The organism is Acetohalobium arabaticum DSM 5501 (assembly GCF_000144695.1).
Lineage (GTDB): Bacteria > Bacillota > Halanaerobiia > Halobacteroidales > Acetohalobiaceae > Acetohalobium > Acetohalobium arabaticum.
The window spans coordinates 310608-328989 of record NC_014378.1; the positions used below are offsets into that span (position 1 = coordinate 310608).

Consider the following 18382-nt stretch of genomic DNA (forward strand, 5'->3'; position numbering starts at 1 on the left):
CGTAAGAGATTTGTTGACTATAATCTGCAATATCATGAAAGAAAACTATATTAGTTGCAAATGGAAAGTGACACAATATATCAATAAAGCTATATTTAAAATCTCAAATTCATCTGGTATAATAGACTCGAAATTAACAGAAAGAATTTTGCAATTAATAACTATTACTGATATAATAACAGGTAGTATTCTAAAATTAAACCAGAGAATAGACCATTTGGATCTCTTGTAAGGAGGGTGATTAGAATGGTAAAGGATAAAATAGTTATCAAAGGAGCTCAAGAGCATAATTTAAAGGATCTGGATATAGAGATTCCGCGGAATGAATTAGTAGTGATTACCGGTTTGAGCGGTTCCGGTAAGTCTTCACTGGCCTTTGATACGATTTATGCGGAGGGACAGCGGAGATATGTAGAGTCGCTTTCAGCCTATGCTCGCCAGTTTTTAGGCCAGATGGAGAAGCCTAAAGTTGAATATATTGAAGGCTTGTCGCCTTCGATTTCTATTGATCAAAAGAATGCCAGTCAGAATCCCCGTTCTACAGTAGGAACTGTTACTGAAATTTATGACTATCTTCGTTTATTATATGCTAGAGTAGGGACGCCGCACTGTCCTGAGTGTGATCAGGAGATTACTTCCCAGACAATTGATGAGATTGTAGATCAGGTATTGGAGTTAGAAGAAAGGACCAAGCTGCAGATTTTAGCTCCGATAGTTAAAGATCGAAAAGGTGAACATAAGGAATTATTAGAAGAGATGCAGCGAGAAGGATATGTGCGGGTTAAAGTCGATGGTGAAGTTAAAGATTTAGCTGAAGAGATTAATCTAGATTCTAATAAGCGTCACCGGATTGAAGTAGTAATTGATAGACTGATTATTAAAGATGAAATAAAAGAACGTTTAACTGATTCATTAGAAACTGCTCTGGATTTAGGGGCAGGATTAGTAATTGTGGATGTAATTGATGGTAAGGAGCAGCTTTTTAGTGCCAATTTTGCCTGCCCTGATTGTGGAATTAATTTAGAAGAACTGACGCCGAGAATGTTTTCCTTTAACAGTCCCTATGGTGCCTGTTCGACCTGTGATGGACTAGGAACAAAACGGGAGTTTGATCCGGATTTAATCTTAGATTATGATCAATCAATTAATGATGGAGCAATCATTCCTTGGCGGAGATCGCGCAGTAAGTATTATCCACAGTTGTTGGAGGCTTTGGCTGATCATTTTGGTTTTAGCCTGGATACACCGCTTAAGGAATTTGATGAGAAGATTATAGATATATTAATTTATGGTACTTCCGAAGAAGTAAGCTTCAGATATACTAATCGCTATAATCGAACTCGAATGCATACTACTAAGTTTAAAGGAGTTATAGGCTATTTGAATCGGAGATTAAATGAGGCTAAATCAGATAAAGGCCAGAAAAAATTAGAAAAGTATATGAGCATCGGTAGGTGTCCTGACTGTGAAGGCGGGAGATTAAATCCTAAAAGTCTGGCTGTAACCGTCGGCGGCCGTTCTATTGATGAAGTAACGGAAATATCTATTGAGGAAGCCTATAACTTCTTTTCTGAGCTGGAGTTAAGTGATAGAGATAGATTAATCGGAGGTCAGATTCTAAAAGAGATTCGTGAACGGTTAAGCTTTCTTAATAATGTAGGTTTGAATTATTTAACTTTAGGAAGATCAGCCGGTACATTATCCGGCGGTGAATCACAGCGGATTAGATTAGCAACTCAGATTGGTTCTAGCTTAGTAGGCGTGCTCTATATTCTGGACGAGCCCAGTATCGGCCTCCATCAGCGGGATAATGAGCGGTTGATTAATACGCTGCAGGACCTGCGGGATGTAGGCAATACAGTAGTAGTCGTCGAACATGATGAAGAGACAATCAGAGAAGCAGACCATATTATAGATATGGGGCCTGGAGCCGGAAAGAATGGCGGAGAAGTTGTAGCCCAAGGAGATACAGAAGAGATTATGGAAGTAGAGGAATCGCTAACTGGACAGTATCTCTCCGGTAAACAAGAGATTTCGGTACCGGAAGAGAGGCAGCAGCCGAATGGTGAGTATCTGGAGATTAAAGGAGCCCGGCAGCATAATCTGAAGGATATCGATGTCAGTCTGCCGCTAGGGCTGTTTACCTGTATTACTGGGGTTTCCGGTTCCGGGAAGAGTACTTTAATTAATGAGATTCTGAATAAACGGTTGATGCAGGAGTTCTATCAATCAACAGAGAAGCCGGGCGATCATGATGAAGTGGTGGGACTGGACCAGATAGATAAGGTTGTTAATATCGACCAGTCACCGATCGGTCGCACGCCCCGTTCTAATCCAGCGACCTATACTAAGGTCTTTGATTATATTCGCGAAGTCTTTGCCAAGACGCCAGAAGCCAAGCGGCGCGGTTATAAGAAAGGGCGCTTCAGTTTCAATGTAAAAGGTGGGCGCTGTGAAGCCTGCAGTGGTGATGGTATTATTAAGATAGAGATGCATTTTTTAGCTGATGTCTATGTCCCCTGTGAAGTCTGCGGCGGCAAGAGGTATAATAGTGAAACATTAGAGATCAAGTATAAAGGTAAAACGATTGCTGATGTGCTGGATATGACTATTGAAGAAGCACTGGAATTCTTCGATAATATTCCGAAGATTAAACGGAGGCTGCAGACACTTTATGATGTAGGCTTAGGCTATATCAAGTTAGGACAGCCTTCTACTACCTTATCCGGCGGTGAGGCCCAACGAGTTAAGATTGCTAAGGAGTTAAGCAAGCGCAGTACCGGCAGTACTGTTTATATTCTGGATGAACCGACAACAGGGCTTCACTTTGCTGATGTCAAGAAGCTATTAGAGGTTCTAAAGCGGCTGAGGGAAGGCGGCAATACAGTTATTGTTATTGAGCATAACTTAGAGGTGATTAAGTCAGCTGATTATATTGTCGATCTTGGTCCCGAGGGCGGCAAAGCAGGCGGTGAAGTAATTGCTACTGGAACGCCAGAAGAATTGATTGAAATGGAAGGTTCCTATACAGGAGAGTATTTACAGCAGGTATTATAAATTAGAGAGCTGATGGAGTGATAATATGGATCTGAAAAAACAGTTGGATAATCTTCCTGATGCCTCAGGAGTCTATTTAATGAAGAATAAAGCCGGAGAAGTTATCTATGTCGGCAAGGCTAAATCACTGCGGAAAAGAGTCCGTTCTTACTTTCAAAAGTCCAGGAATCATTCTTTTAAGACGGAGGCTTTAGTCAAGCGAATAGCTGATATTGATTATATTATCACTGATTCGGAAGTAGAAGCCTTGATTTTGGAAGCAACAATGATTAAAAAGCATAATCCTAAATTTAATATCAGGTTGAAGGATGATAAGACGTATCCCTATATTAAAGTAACTACCAATGAAGATTATCCCCGAGTCTTTAAGACGAGGATTGTTAAAAAGGATGGGGACAGATACTTCGGCCCTTATACTGATGTTAATGCTGTCCATAAGACTCTGAAGCTACTTAGGGATCTATTTCCCCTGCGTGATTGTAAGAAGAATATTTCCTGCAAGGAGAAGAAGGATAGAGCCTGCCTTAATTACCATATTGAAAAATGTCTAGGTCCGTGTGTAAACAGTGTTGATGTTGATGAGTATAAGTCGATGGTGGATGAGGTCTGTCTCTTTTTGAAGGGCAAGCAGCAGAATTTAATTGAAGAACTTAAGGAGGAAATGGAGCAGGCGGCTGATAGACAGGAGTTTGAACAGGCAGCTGAATTGAGGGATCAGATAGAAGCTATTAAGAAAGTAACAGAGAACCAGAAGGTCGTTTCTTCAGACTTTGCTGATCAGGATGTGATGGCCACTTCCCATCAGGATGATTTGGCTTGTGTTCAGGTAATGGCAGTCAGAAATGGTAGATTAGTAGGTGAAGAGGACTTCATTATGGAAGGGACTACTCCCGAAGCAATTGATGAAACATTGACTGCTTTTCTAAAGCAATACTATATGAATATTAATTATATTCCTAAAGAAATATTATTAGAGATTGAGATTGAGGATAAAGAGATAATGGAAGACTGGTTGAATGAAAAGCGGGGTTCTAGAGTCTATCTCAAGACTCCACAGCATGGGGCCAAGCGCCAGTTAATCAATATGGCCCAGCGAAATGCCAAGTATAATTTGAAGGATTATCTGATTAAATCCGATTATAAGAGTCGTAAGCCTCTAAAAGCAGTCAAAGAGCTGCAGACATATCTGGATTTGGAAGAGCCGCCGGTTAGGATTGAAGGTTTTGATATTTCCAATATTCAAGGGACTGATCCTGTGGCTTCGCTGGTAGTCTTTGAGAATGGAACTGCTCAGAAAGGAGACTACAGGCGGTTTAAGATTAAGACAGTCGAAGGCCCAGATGACTTTGGTATGATGCAGGAAGTAGTCAAGAGGCGTTATTCGCGGCTGCTAGAAGAAGATATAAAACTGCCGGATTTAATCTTGATTGACGGCGGTAAAGGCCAATTAAATGCTGTTTTAGAGGTTCTGGATGAACTCGGCATTGATAATCAGCCAGTTATTGGTTTAGCCAAAAAGGAAGAGGAGATCTTTGTAGAAGGCCAATCAGAGCCTATAATTCTGCCCCGGGATTCAGAGGCATTATATCTTTTGCAGCGAGTCAGGGATGAAGCCCACCGTTTTGCAGTTAATTATCACCGTAAACTGCGGTCACGGCGGGTAACCCATTCTATGTTGGATGATATTCCCGGTATTGGTCAGAAGCGGCGGGAACGATTATTACAGTATTTCGGTTCGCTGGATAAAGTTCGCAAGGCTTCGGTTGAGGAGTTGAGCGAGGTTAAAGGAATCAGTGAACAGATAGCTACTACTGTTTATAATTATTTGCGGGAGCATACGAGACCATAGGCGTTTTAAAAATGAATTGGCTCCCTTTGAACAGGAACCAACCTGGTGTGGAACCAGAATTATTTTTGAGAATCCTTTTGACTTTCCACAGGGTACAGTTACTAATCCTATTTTAAGATGGTTGGTCCTGCTGAATTTCTTGTTGGGCTTCTCCAGCCTGAAAGATAGCATGCTTTGTAGCCAGGGGACCGAATACTTCTGTTAAAGCTGATGTGAATAATAGAGTGTTGAATACCAATAAGCCGACTTTAGGTGCTTCAGAAAAACTCTTCTGGACAGTATAGGCTAGAGCAATTGCTACTCCACTTTGGGGTAATAGACCGAATCCTACATATTTCTTAACTTTTTCAGGGGCATTGGACAGTGAGGCTCCTAAAGAGGCTCCTCCAATCTTTCCAATCAGTCGGGCTATTGTATAGGTGAAGGCCACTGTTAGGAAGCTAACAGAAGCAATTCCTGTAAATCTAATTTCTGTTCCAGCCAGAATAAAGAATAATGCATAAAGAGGGATAGTTAGTGTATCTAGGTAATCTTTTATCCCTAGATTTTTATGAGCAAAATTTCGATAGGCAAAGCCGATTGCCATATTAGTAATTAATGGTGATAATTCCACCAGGATTGCTACAGCAGAACCGCCGACAATTGTTGTTGTTACAGTCATTACTTTTTTTGTTTTATCTTCAAAACCAACCAGTACTTTCTGAGAAAGATAGCCAAGTAACAATCCTAATGCTATCGAACCTCCAATCTCCACCAAAGGTAGTAACATGGAATTGATCAGTGATAAATTTCCGTTGCCTGAATATAGAATTAAAGCGATAGGTTTTATTAAGCTAAAGATGATTAATGCTACAGCATCATCGATTCCTACTATAGCTAAAATCATTGAAGTCAATACACCTTCTGCATCATATTCTTTAAGGACCATTACTGTAGCTGCCGGTGCAGTAGCTGAAGCAATTGAGCCAAATAACAAAGCCAAATAGAGGGGTTGACCAATTGCTAATATTCCTAAAGTAACTAGTATAAAAGCTCCAAAGGCTTCTAAGACTACTACATAAAGAATCTTCTTACCTAGGTTCTTCAATACTTTAATTGATAATTCACTACCGATAGTAAAGGCTATAAAAGCTAAGGCTAGCTGGGGAATATAATCAAAGCTTTCAATCAAGAATTCATACCATGATTTTTGGGCTTTAGTTAGAAAGGGAATCTGATTTATTAATTCCACACTTAAAAGAATTCCTAAGAATACATAGCCTACTACAATGGGAACCTTAGTTTTTTTAGCAATTAGAACTACTAACCACGCTAGAAAGATCAATAAACCAATCAAATAGATTACTTTATCGCCTACCTGATTAAGAACAAACCATTCTTGAATCTGATATAATCCTTCTGTTATTTCACCTGTCATATTCTCAACTCCTATCACTATCATTCTTCGGATAAATAATAAAGTAGGTCTCCTCGGGAAATGTATCCTCTTAATTTTCCTTCTTCATTTACTACGTATAAGTATGATTCTTCATTATCTAACATGATATCAGCTAGATTATTCATATTATCCATTTCCTTAACTACGGAAGTATTAGTTGACATATATTCTTTTATTTTATTACTTTCAATTTCTTTTAAGTTTTCTGCTGCCTGGTTGATTTCATACAGTAAGCGGTGGCTTTCTAACATACCGTACTGTTCAGGAATGATATTTCTTAAGATATTTTCACCGTAGATACTACCTAAAAATCTGTTTTCTTCATCAACTACAGGCAGTACAGACATTTCCATTTTATGCATAGCTTTAATTACTTCCTGAACAGTATCTTCTTCAGAAACCGAATTCAATGATCGCATCATATACTTCTTTACTCTACTCAATGTTATAAATCCACCTCCTCGATATTAATCAGGTCTAGTTTATCTTCAATCTCAGATCTGCTGTTTAGGAATATTTCTTTTTTTTCCGCTACAGCAAGAGCGGCTGCTCCCGCATATCGGTTAGTTTCTATAACATCGAATCCTTCTCGAAATATATGATCAAAGAAAGCAGCATTATATGCTTCACCGGCTCCTAACCAGTTTATTAGATAGAAGTCTTCTGTTGAAATAGAATAGACTCTATTGTTATAAAATACTAATCTATCACAATGAAATGGAATTGATATGTGTTCAACTCCCATTTCCTGCATCTTCTTTCCTGCTTTAATATAGTCCTCTAGAGACTCTACCTTTTCTTTTAAAATTTTATCAGTATGTTTGAAATAGGGAACTACAAACTGTGGGTTTTCCTGGAGAGCATAGGTTAAGGTTTCTCCACTGGCATGTAAATAGACCTTTTTTTCTTTCTGATGGGAGATTTTGACTAAGTCTTGATAAATACTGGAACTAACTCCTTTAGGAATAGAACCGGAGATCATTATTAGATTGCTATCAGTAATGCTCCGTTTAAATCTCTTTAATAACTGCTTTACATTAGAAGCTCCAACATGATATGTATAATCATTATAATGGGTGTAAGTTACTGGTTCTCTACCAATAATATAGATATTATTCCGCATTTCATCTTCAGTATAGATGTAATTAGTTGTAACTTTATATTCCTGGACCATATTTTCAAAAAATAGCCCCTGCTGACCGCCAACAAAACCGATATTCTGGACATCCGAATAGCCTAAGTATTTCAGATTAATCGCACTTATCAATCCTTTACCTCCGGGAGAGACATTAATCTCTTGGTCTTCATAAATATACTGATGATGGCCAGGATTATCATTTTTTACAAAGTATTCCCGGTCAATCGCTGGATTTAAAGTCACCGTTGTAATCATTTAACTTCACCTCCATAAAAAACTATTATTTTAAATTATATTTTAACAAATATTCATTTAATAGTCAATAAAAATATCCAAAAAGCCTGCAATTTTTAGTTGCAGGCTTAAAGATTAAATACGGCGGTTCTCCTCTACTTGTGCATCCAGCAGTTCATCATCAATAGTACTGAAGTCTCCTTCCATAGTAATCATGTCTTCATCTTCTAAAATCTGGACTACCTCTGACCAGCTATCCCGTTTATTTTCAGGAAGATTAAGAATAAAGTCATTAATCTCCTCTACTGGAACTTCATTCCTTACTTTCATGCCGCCGAACTTCATATGCTGTTCTATCTGTTTGAATATTGGTTCCACCTCCTATTTAGTAGCGGAGCTATGATTAGTATTTTGTTTAGATAAGCTTTTGATAACTGGAAAGTTTATAGAATTTGGCTCTACTATTTTTTAAAAGGATATTGATATATTGTTGCAGTTTAGAGTTGATATCTTGCAAACGCTCCGAAAATCAGCCCTAATTAATTAGCAATAAATTATCCTTATAGCTACATTTGAAAATTATAGCTTATATGATAATCATTTTCTTTTTTGGGCTACTTTACGACGAACAGGACGTTCTAGTGCTTGCGCTGCAACAGGATGTTGCGGTTAGCGCTAGTGAAGTCGCTTGTTGCAAGATATCAACTAATTGTGCAAAATTATCTGAGGAAGCGTTTAAAACCAAATCAATGAAAATTTTGTGCTGTAATACTGCAAATAGTCAATATATGCTTACAGCAACTCCCATTGGTGATAACCATAGTGATATGTCTATTGCAAGTAGTCAACATTTCTCTGGAGCGACTCTTAAAACTGACCTGGAGCCACGGACGGCGGAGGGGCAGTTTTTGAGAATGAGTGAGACAGGACGTCGAACGAATGGCAAGCGCAAGAGATTTGTTGACTATAATCTGCAATATCATGAATGAACTCATATTGATTATACTAGGCAATTACAAATAAGAGGTATATACGAAAATATTGCAGGTGACACAATATATCAATTTAATTATAAATTTAACTAGCACAACAAGTGACTTTATTTCTATGCATACTTTTATAAAGCTAAGCCAATGATAAAAGTGAATAAAGATCAGTTAGGAGGAAAACTAGTGGTATCTGAAAAAGAAGGAGTTAAGATAGGAATTATTGGAGCTGGATTTGTAGGGTCTACGACTGCATTTACTGTTATGATGAACGGGTTGGCTTCAGAAATAGTATTGGTAGATATAGACCAAGATAAGGCCGAGGGAGAAGCAATGGACTTAAGACATGGTGCTTCCTTTGTAAGTCCGGTTAATATCGAAACTGGTGGGTATCAAGAGTGTCAAGATGCTGACATAGTGATTATTACTGCCGGAGCCAGTCAGGAGCCCGGGGAAACAAGGCTTGATTTAACTAAAAGAAACGTAGAGATATTTAAGGATATGATTCCTAAATTAACTGCGGAGATTAATTCTGATACATTGTTATTAGTAGTAACTAATCCTGTTGATATTCTATCCTACGTTACCTGGAAGTTATCCGATCTGCCAGCGCGTCAAGTAATAGGTTCCGGAACAGTATTGGATAGCTCTCGCTTTAGGTATATTCTAAGCCAGCGCTGTGATATAGATGCCAGAAATATCCACGGCTATATAATAGGGGAACACGGAGACAGCGAAGTACCTGTTTGGAGTGCTACTAATATTGTCGGTGTACCTTTTGAAGAGTTTGATGAAGTTTGTAATCAAAAAAAGAATAATGATGATAAATCGGAACTCATATCTAAAATAAAGAATGTTGCCTATGAAATTATTGACCGCAAGGGAGCAACTTATTATGCAATTGCTTTGGCTATTAATCGGATTGTAAAAGGCATTATCCGTGATGAAAATTCGATTTTAACTCTTTCTACACTTCTACAGGGCGAATACGGTTTTTCAGATGTCTATTTAAGTCTGCCCTGTATAATTAACAGAAATGGAATTAGAGAAATATTGGAATTGGAGTTATCTCCTGCAGAACAAGAGGCTTTGAATACTTCAGCAGAAGTATTACAGGATTTAATTGGAGGAAAGCTGAACATATAAGTAAAGAATGAAATCTAATCCTAATAAATAGGTTTAAATTGGAGATGACTTATACTGGTTATTTTTTAGCTGTTAGGTTATTCAGTAGGACATAAGGAGAATTAACCCTGGTCAAAGGATACCCGTTGGTGGTATAATAAATGGATAGCTGAAGCCATAGCTAAACAAGTAAATAGTGAAGGATTATTAGCTGTAGTTTTCTTAAGGAGTATTTTTTGATATAATAACTTTAGTAGTGGTGAAAGGAGGAATAGAGTTGAGCAAGAAGACAGAAGAAATGAATTCATACAGTGAAGAAAAAGATGAGCTAATTACTAGATTAAAACGGATAGAAGGACAGGTGCGGGGGATCCAGCGGATGATTGATGAAGAAAAGTACTGTGTAGATGTTTTGACTCAAGTTGCTGCTGCTAAAGCTGCTTTAAATAAAGTGGGAATGACGGTTCTGCGGAACCATACTCACGGCTGTGTAAGAGAGGCAGTATCTGAAGGGGAGAATGGAGAAGAGATTATTGATGAATTAATGAGTGTTATTTCTAAGTTTACCAATTAAAATTAAGATGGGAGGGGAGACTATGCGGGAATATGCTAAAGTTGTAGAAGTGAATGACGAGCTGGCTACAGTCGAAATTCAGCGCCACGGAAGCTGTGATAAATGCGGTAAATGCGGAGATGATAATGATATAGAAGTAGAAGCTACAAATCCTATCGGAGCTAAGGAGGGAGATGTAGTAGCTATTGAATTAAGGGATAGTAATGTATTTGGAGCTGCTTTAGTGGTCTATTTTGTACCGCTGCTCAGTCTGTTTCTTGGTTACTTTATAGGCCAGTGGTTCAGTGGGAATTATGGATTTGGAAGTAGTGATTTAGTAGGAGCTTTGGTTGGGATTTCTTCTATGGTTATCTCTTTTCTTTTCGTCCGCAAGTATGGAGAGATTAATAATTCTAAAGGGAAATATCAGCCAGAGATTACGAGAACGGTTGATCCTATCTCTGAAGATTTAGGTTAATTTGAAGGCTCCAGGTATCTTATCTGGAGCTTTTTTAATTAAATAACAAGGAATTGAATTGTTTTCTATTGAAGTAAAAGACAAGTAAATGATTTATGGAGGCCAACAGATGAAATATAAGTTATTAGCAATCGATATTGATGATACTTTATTATCAGATGAACTGGTTATATCTTCTCGGGTAAAGAATAAAATAAAGCAGGCAGTTGCTGCTGATACGCTGGTTACAATAGCTACCGGCAGAATGTATTCTTCTGCTCTGCCGTATGCTAAACAGTTAGAACTTGATCTGCCCCTTATTACGTATAATGGGGCTTTGATAAAAGAGACTATTTCAGATAAAGTAATAGATCATCAGCCGGTATCAGTAGAGCTGGCTCAAAAGATTGGTTTTCTGGCTGACCGAGAGGATTGGCATCTGAATATTTATCTGGATGATAAGCTGTATGTTACTAAATTAGGTCCAGAAATAAAGAGGTATGAAGAGATTGCAGGGATTGAATCTATACTGGTTGAAGAAGAGATAACGGATTTTCTGGTTCAGCCGCCTACTAAGCTGTTGATTATAGGTCCGAATCCAGAGCAGACAGATGAGATTTTGACTAAAGTGAGTGACGAGTTTGAAACTGATTTAAATATTACCCAATCAAAATCTACCTTTGTGGAGATTATGCAGCAGAATGTATCCAAAGGAGTAGCCCTCAAGCGTTTAGCAGAGAAATTTGAAATTAAAAAAAATGAAGTTATTGCTATTGGAGATAGCCTGAATGATTTAGAGATGATTGAATATGCAGGATTGGGAGTAGCAGTAGCTAATGGAGCAGATGAATTGAAAAGAAGGGCCGATTACGTGACTGAGACCAATGAAGAGGATGGAGTAGCAGGGGTGATTGACAAGTTTATATTGTAAGTTCGGATTAAAAGGGGGTAATTATGGAAAAATTAATCAGAAAATTACCTAAAACAGAGCTGCATCTTCATTTGGATGGATCTCTGCGGGTGAAAACTGTACTGGAATTAGCGGAGGATAGAGAGATTGAACTGCCTACAGCTGACCAGAAGGGGTTAGCGGAGTATCTGCAGGTGAGTGAGGATTGTGATAGTCTAGCAGAGTATTTAGAGAAGTTTGACCTACCGTTAAAGGTAATGCAGACAGAGAAGGCTTTGACTAGAGTTACTTATGAACTGCTTGAAGATGCAGCTTGGGAGAATGTAAAGTATCTGGAGATTAGATTTGCTCCTTTGTTATTAACAGAAGAATTAAGGCCTGCGGAGGTAGTAGAAGCTGTATTGGCCGGAGTAGAAAAGGGAGAAAATAAATATGAACTGCAGGCTAATATCATTCTCTGTTGTATGCGCCATCAGGATCCCAGTCGAAGTATCGAAACTGCTCAGTTAGCTGTTGATTATTCGGATCAGGGGGTAGTTGGTCTGGATTTAGCCGGGGATGAAGCAAACTTTCCTCCCGAGGAGCATGAAGAGGCCTTTAAGCTGGCTGCAGGAGCAGGGCTTCATAGGACAGTCCATGCTGGAGAAACAGCAGGAGCTAAAAATGTAAAAAAGGCAATTGATTATCTAAATGCAGAGCGAATAGGCCACGGTATTAGAAGTAAAGAAGATAAAGAAACTTTAGAGACTATTAAAGAGGCAGGAGTAACCTTAGAGATCTGTCCTACCAGCAATCTTCATACCAATGCTGTAACAGATTTAGAGCAGCATCCGATTAGAGAATATTATGAAGCAGGGATTCCGATAACTGTTAATACAGATAATCGTACAGTGTCTAATTTAACCTTAAGCCAGGAATATTTAATGCTGTATAGAGAATTTGGTTTTTCACTGGCAGAGATACAGGAATTAATTTTAAGTGGAATCAAGGCAGCCTTTATTTCTGACAAGGAACAGGAGAAATTGATAACAGAATTTAAGTCTGAATTTGAGACGATTGCTGGAATTGATAACAAGATATTAGAATAAGTATAGGAGTGTTATAATGGCTGATAATTTAGCAGTAAACAATTCAATTTATGCTGATTATCTATCTAATTTTGAGCAGGTAGCTGATTTTTATGAATATATACCGGATAAGTTAGAGGCTTATGAAGTGAGAAGTGATTATTTAAGGGAGAATTATAGACAGGATAGAGATGAATTGATCGATATTCTCTATAAATATAATCAAAATTTAGAAGCGAGGCAAGAAGTAATAGAGAATATAGAATTGCTGCGCAGGAAAGAAACAACAGCAGTAGTAACAGGACAGCAGGCCGGTATTTTCACCGGTCCTCTCTATACTGTTTATAAAGCAATTACTGCTATTTTACTGGCTGAAGAGAAGAAGAAACTGCTGGATGATCCAGTGGTTCCTATCTTCTGGGTAGCTAGTGAAGACCATGATTTTCAGGAGATCAATCATCTTACTTTGGTCAATACTTCTAATGAGCTGGACAGAATAGAGTTTTCAGATGATTACATAGCTACTTCCATTGGTGATATTGACCCTCAGGAAAAACTCTTTGACTTAATAGATGTTTTAGAGGAGAAGACTTATAATACAGAATTTAAACCGGAGATAATGGCTGAGCTTAGAGAAGCGGCCCATAAGGCTACTGATCTTGCGGACTGGTTTAGCAGAGTACTGTTGAATCTATTTGGTAATTATGGCCTAATTATCTTTGATCCTATGTGGCCGGAAGTGCGGGAATTAAGCAGTGAGCTTTACCAGCAATTTATTACTAAGCAGTCCAAGCTGCAGCAGCGGTTTAAGGAGACTAATTCTAAATTACAGAATCAGGGTTATTCGCTGCAGATAGAAAAAGAAGAGACTAATTCCCATCTTTTTGTCTATCAGGACGGCAAACGCCATTCATTATTGAAGATTGATGGTGAGTTTAGAACAAGAAATTATCAATTTAGAGCCGAGGAAGATGATATATTAGAGAGGATTAAAGATAAACCGACAGATTTCAGTCCCAATGTTGTTCTACGGCCGATACTTCAAAACTGGCTGCTGCCCGTAATAGCTTATGTAGGCGGACCAAGTGAGATAGCTTACCATGCTCAGCTAAAGGAACTATATTCTCTGTTTGGTCTAGAAATGCCTATTTTATATCCCCGACAGAGTATAACGATTGTAGAAGCCAGACTGGCTGAATATATGGAGAAGTATGGTTTAACTGAGGAAGATATAGTCCAGCAGAGACTGACCGAAAGATTAGAAGAAGAATTGGAAGTTAGAGATAAACTGGATATTCCTGGAGTTTTCAAGGGGGTTAAGGAGGAGTTTAAAGAGGAGTATCGAAACTTAATCGATAAGATAAGTAAAATAGATAAAAATTTAGAAGGTTTAGGAAAGGATAATTTAGAGCGGATTATTGGTCAGGTGGAATATTTAGAGGATAAAACTAAGCAGTTTCACCAGAAGAATAATAAAATTCTGCTGCGCCAGTTTAAGAAGTTAAGGAATAATCTGTTGCCGCAGGATAAGCTGCAGGAGCGGGTATTTAATGTTATGCCTTATCTAATTAAGTATGGAACCGACTTTATAGATGAATTAGTTGATTACTTTGATTTAAGCTTTGAACATCGATTTTATTATCTAGGCGGTGAAGAGAATGACAGTTGATCTATTAGCCTTTGGAGCCCATCCTGATGATGTAGAAATTGGCGCAGGAGGAACCTTAATCAAACATCATTCAGATGGCTATAAGACTGGAATTGTTGATTTAACAGCCGGTGAAATGGGAAGTAATGGTACACCACAGATAAGAAGAAAGGAAGCTTTAGCTGCTAGTGAAGTGTTGGGAGCAGAATTTAGGCATTGTCTTAAGCTGCCGGATGCTAAGATTAGCAGAGATGAAGAGGCTATTAAGTCGATTGTGAAAGAAATTAGAGCTGCTAAACCTAAAGTAGTTCTGGCTCCTTATTGGAAAGACCGTCATCCTGACCATGTCAATACCAGTAAGTTAGTTACGGAATCCTGTTTTAAAGCAGGATTGAAGAAATTTGAAGCTACTGGCCCCCCTTACCGTCCTCAAGCAGTAGTTTATTACTTTTTAGCAGCAGTTGATGAACCGGACTTTATAGTCGATATTGCTGAAGAATATGAGACTAAGACTGAAGCATTGCTCTGTCATACTTCTCAGGTAAGCTATAATCAGGAACATGATTTTCAGACAGTCTTGAATGATTCTACTTTTCTTGATAAATTGGATGCTAGATTTCGTTATCTAGGATCTTTAGTAGATGCCCAATATGGAGAAGGCTTTAAGTATAAACAAACAATAAAAGTATCTGATTTAACTATGCTAGAAGGCGGGGTATAGAAATGAAGATTGGAATAGTATGTTATCCTTCCTATGGCGGCAGCGGAGTGGTAGCTACTGAGCTAGGTAAGCAGCTGGCTAAGCAGGGACATAAGATTCACTTTATCAGTTATGAACCGCCATTTAGGTTGGAACAGTATTATGAGAATATATATTTTCATCAAGTAGAGGTTCCCACCTACCCTTTATTTAAGTTTCCCCCTTATTCATTAGTCTTAACTAATAAGATAAATGAATTAATTACGGAAGAAGACTTAGATATCATCCATGCCCATTATGCTATTCCTCATTCCTTAGCAGCCTATTTGGCCTGTGAAATAACAAAGGGAACTGAGGTAAAGCTGATTACTACTTTACACGGGACCGATATTACTTTAGTTGGCGGACAGAGTTCTTTTAAAAATATAACTCGATTCAGTATTGGAGCCAGTGATGGAGTTACTGCTGTATCTGATAGTTTGCGCCAGGATGCTATAGATAGATTTGATCTTTCTCCAAAAAAAGTCAAGAGAATCTATAATTTTATAGATACCACTGAATATAGGAGACAGAAGCCTGAAGAGCCGCTGCAACTGACTGAAGGTGAGGAAAAGATTATTATTCATATCTCTAATTTCAGGGATGTCAAGAATATTCCTGATGTGATCAAGATTTTTTCTCTGATTAATAAAGAAGTAAGCAGCAAGTTAGTATTGGTAGGAGACGGGCCTAATCGGCATTCGGCTAAGAAGTTAGTTGATGAATTGGACTTGGCAGATAAAGTTTATTTTTTAGGGAAACAGGATAATATAATTCCTCTTTTATCTGTATCTGATCTCTTTTTGCTGCCGTCAGAAAAGGAAAGCTTTGGTTTAGTAGCCCTTGAAGCTATGGCCTGTGAAGTACCGGTAGTTGCTTCTAATAGCGGCGGGCTACCAGAGGTGGTTATTGATGGCGTTACCGGCTTTTTATCTGATCCGGGGGCTATAGAGGAAATGGCTCACAATGGGATTGAATTATTGGAGAATGTTGAGCTGCATAATCAATTTGCTCAGAATGCTAGACATAGAGTAGTGACTAACTTTTCGGCAGCGGAGATTGTTGAAGAGTATCAAGAGTATTACCAAAGGTTAATGAATAATTGAATTAATTTCCTGATAAGTTAGTTTTATAACATAATTTTTTAGTGGTTTGGATATAATACATAAAGTATTAGGTAGATAATAAGGAGGGTTAAATAATGGCAATTGAATTTGGAACTGATGGTTGGCGGGCAGTTATAGCTGATGAATTTACTTTTAGTAACTTCAAGGTAGTAGTGCAGGCAGTAGCCAACTATTTACAGAATAATGATCAGACAGAATCAGGAATCTTTATCGGGTATGATAACCGCTTTTTGGCTGAAGAATTTGCCCAGACGGCAGCGGAAGTTTTAACAGCTAATGGTATTCAGGCTATAGTAGCCAAAGAGGCTCTACCGACGCCGGTAACAGCTTTTACTATTCAGGATAATAAGTTGGATGGAGCATTGATGCTGACAGCCAGTCATAATCCAGCTTCCTATCAAGGAATTAAGTTTATTCCGCATTATGCAGGGCCGGCATTACCTGAAATCACTGATCAGATTGAAGAGGAAGTAGTTCAAGTACAGGAAAGTGGTGAAATTCATAGCTGTCAGTCAGAAGAAGCAGCAGAGATTAAAGAGTTTAATCCTAAGGCAGATTATTTAGATCATTTACAGGAAATGATAGATTTTTCTGATCAGAAGCTAAAGATTTTAGCCGACCCGATGTATGGACCGGGAGCTGGATATTTGACAGATATCTTTGCTGATACGGAAGTTGAAATTGAGGAAATCAATGATTATCGTGATCCTCTCTTCGGAGGTGGGATGCCGGAGCCGACTGAGGATGAACTGCCGGAATTAATTGATAGAGTTCAGACTGAAGATTATGATTTGGGATTTGCTCTGGATGGTGATGCAGATCGCTTTGGTATTATTACTGAGCAGGGCAAGTATTTAAGTCCTAATCAAGTGCTTTTTCTGCTGTTAGATCATTTAGTTGAAAGCAAGGGAGAAACAGGAGGAGTAGTTAGAACAGTAGCTACTACCCATATGTTGGATAAAATAGCTAAGGAACATGATCTTGATGTCTTTGAGACGCCTGTTGGATTTAAGTATGTTGGTGAGTTAATGATGAATAAAGATATTATTATCGGTGGAGAAGAAAGCGGCGGTTTAAGTATCAAAGGACATATACCGGAAAAGGATGGATTATTAGCCTGTGCTTTAATAGCTGAGATGGTAATGGATAGAGAAGAGAAACTGTCAGTGATTCTGGAGAAAGTAGAGAAAAAATATGGAAAATTAATCAGCGAAAGGCTGGATATAGAATGCGGTTCTGAAGAAAAACCAGAGGTTTTAGAACGGATTAAAAACTTTGATGTTGATGAGATTGCCGGCTATAAAGTAATTGAACAGATTACCAAGGATGGTATGAAGGTTGTTTTAGAAGACGGCAGCTGGTGTTTGATGCGTCCTTCCGGAACAGAGCCTTTGATTCGAGTCTATGTTGAAACTTCTGATTATGAATTGATGGAACAGATTCAGGCAGAAGTTAGAGAAGAACTGCAGATTTAATTTTTAGATTGATCTTTAATCCCCTATTGTTATGATAGGGGATTTTGATTTTTATAGGCTAAAAAGGAGGAAAGTTATAGGCTAATCCGGAATAATTTAGTGAAGGAAGAGAAGGTATTATGAGTCAGAGATTAATTGATTAGAGAGGTAGATATTAAATGAGTTCTGAGTTAGAAAGCGGCATTTATAATCTAATTATATCTTTAAAAGAAGATTGTAAGATTAAAGTAGGTAGTTTAGGTGAGTTTGAGTTTAAAAGCGGTTATTATATCTATACCGGTACTGCTCAGCAAAACCTATCTGCCCGGATTGAGCGTCATAGAAGTAAAAATAAGAAGCTGCACTGGCATATTGATTATTTACTACAGAAGGCTGAAGTAATAGAGGTTAAAACCTGGGCTAAGGATAGAGAGGCTGAGTGTCAGATTCATCAAAAGTTAGCTATAAAGCCAGAGTTTACAGAGCCAGTAGTCGGCTTTGGTGCCAGTGATTGCAGCTGTAAGACTCATTTATTATATTCACCACAGAAACCAGAGGTAGAAAAAGAACTGATTGTAGAGGTTTAATATTTGATAGAAA

16 protein-coding genes are annotated in these 18382 nt (G+C 38.2%); 12 read left to right on the forward strand and 4 right to left on the reverse strand.

Annotation, left to right across the window (positions count from 1 at the left end):
- Nucleotides 1-246: 246 nt before the first annotated feature.
- Both uvrA and uvrC read left to right on the forward strand, forming a co-directional pair.
- Entirely contained in the window at nt 247-3057 is a 2811-nt protein-coding gene (gene uvrA / locus acear_RS01580; RefSeq protein ID WP_013277283.1) for an excinuclease ABC subunit UvrA, read from the forward strand.
- Between the two features lie 25 nt (nt 3058-3082).
- Nucleotides 3083-4906, forward strand: a complete 1824-nt coding sequence (gene uvrC / locus acear_RS01585) for an excinuclease ABC subunit UvrC (protein WP_013277284.1) — start codon at nt 3083-3085, stop codon at nt 4904-4906.
- Between the two features lie 112 nt (nt 4907-5018).
- Here uvrC and acear_RS01590 read toward each other — a convergent pair whose 3' ends face one another.
- The 4 genes from acear_RS01590 to acear_RS01605 form a co-directional block, all read right to left on the reverse strand.
- Complete coding sequence (locus acear_RS01590) at nt 5019-6323, reverse strand: cation:proton antiporter (RefSeq protein WP_013277285.1); 1305 nt, start codon at nt 6321-6323, stop codon at nt 5019-5021.
- 20 nt (nt 6324-6343) lie between these two features.
- Nucleotides 6344-6787, reverse strand: coding sequence for a CBS domain-containing protein (locus acear_RS01595; protein WP_013277286.1), 444 nt, complete (start codon nt 6785-6787; stop codon nt 6344-6346).
- Nucleotides 6788-6789: 2 nt separating this feature from the next.
- Nucleotides 6790-7737: a 1-phosphofructokinase family hexose kinase gene (locus acear_RS01600; RefSeq protein ID WP_013277287.1), complete on the reverse strand. Its 948-nt coding sequence runs from the start codon at nt 7735-7737 to the stop codon at nt 6790-6792.
- Between the two features lie 114 nt (nt 7738-7851).
- Nucleotides 7852-8094: a hypothetical protein gene (locus acear_RS01605; RefSeq protein WP_013277288.1), complete on the reverse strand. Its 243-nt coding sequence runs from the start codon at nt 8092-8094 to the stop codon at nt 7852-7854.
- 794 nt (nt 8095-8888) lie between these two features.
- Between acear_RS01605 and acear_RS01615 the strand changes: the two genes are divergently transcribed.
- From acear_RS01615 to acear_RS01660, 10 genes are all read left to right on the forward strand, one after another.
- Nucleotides 8889-9848 carry an L-lactate dehydrogenase gene (locus tag acear_RS01615; RefSeq protein ID WP_013277290.1) on the forward strand — a complete coding sequence of 320 codons (960 nt, stop codon included), beginning with the start codon at nt 8889-8891 and terminating at the stop codon, nt 9846-9848.
- A 277-nt stretch (nt 9849-10125) separates the two neighbouring features.
- The gene (locus acear_RS01620; RefSeq protein WP_041667430.1) at nt 10126-10401 is read left to right on the forward strand and encodes a metal-sensitive transcriptional regulator; all 276 of its coding nucleotides are present in this window, start codon (nt 10126-10128) and stop codon (nt 10399-10401) included.
- A 22-nt stretch (nt 10402-10423) separates the two neighbouring features.
- Entirely contained in the window at nt 10424-10858 is a 435-nt protein-coding gene (locus acear_RS01625; RefSeq protein WP_013277292.1) for a SoxR reducing system RseC family protein, read from the forward strand.
- A gap of 109 nt (nt 10859-10967) precedes the next feature.
- Nucleotides 10968-11768, forward strand: coding sequence for a Cof-type HAD-IIB family hydrolase (locus acear_RS01630; RefSeq protein ID WP_013277293.1), 801 nt, complete (start codon nt 10968-10970; stop codon nt 11766-11768).
- A 23-nt stretch (nt 11769-11791) separates the two neighbouring features.
- Nucleotides 11792-12835, forward strand: a complete 1044-nt coding sequence (gene add / locus acear_RS01635; RefSeq protein WP_013277294.1) for an adenosine deaminase — start codon at nt 11792-11794, stop codon at nt 12833-12835.
- Nucleotides 12836-12851: 16 nt separating this feature from the next.
- Complete coding sequence (gene bshC, locus acear_RS01640; RefSeq protein WP_013277295.1) at nt 12852-14483, forward strand: bacillithiol biosynthesis cysteine-adding enzyme BshC; 1632 nt, start codon at nt 12852-12854, stop codon at nt 14481-14483.
- Nucleotides 14473-15183: a bacillithiol biosynthesis deacetylase BshB1 gene (gene bshB1, locus acear_RS01645; protein WP_013277296.1), complete on the forward strand. Its 711-nt coding sequence runs from the start codon at nt 14473-14475 to the stop codon at nt 15181-15183. Before bshC ends, bshB1 begins: the two co-directional genes overlap by 11 nt.
- Nucleotides 15184-15185: 2 nt before the next feature.
- Nucleotides 15186-16307, forward strand: coding sequence for an N-acetyl-alpha-D-glucosaminyl L-malate synthase BshA (gene bshA / locus acear_RS01650; protein WP_013277297.1), 1122 nt, complete (start codon nt 15186-15188; stop codon nt 16305-16307).
- 95 nt (nt 16308-16402) lie between these two features.
- Nucleotides 16403-17803 (forward strand): phosphoglucomutase/phosphomannomutase family protein, encoded by a 1401-nt coding sequence (locus tag acear_RS01655; protein WP_013277298.1) that lies wholly within the window; start codon nt 16403-16405, stop codon nt 17801-17803.
- A 158-nt stretch (nt 17804-17961) separates the two neighbouring features.
- Nucleotides 17962-18369, forward strand: coding sequence for a GIY-YIG nuclease family protein (locus acear_RS01660; RefSeq protein ID WP_013277299.1), 408 nt, complete (start codon nt 17962-17964; stop codon nt 18367-18369).
- Nucleotides 18370-18382 lie beyond the last annotated feature (13 nt).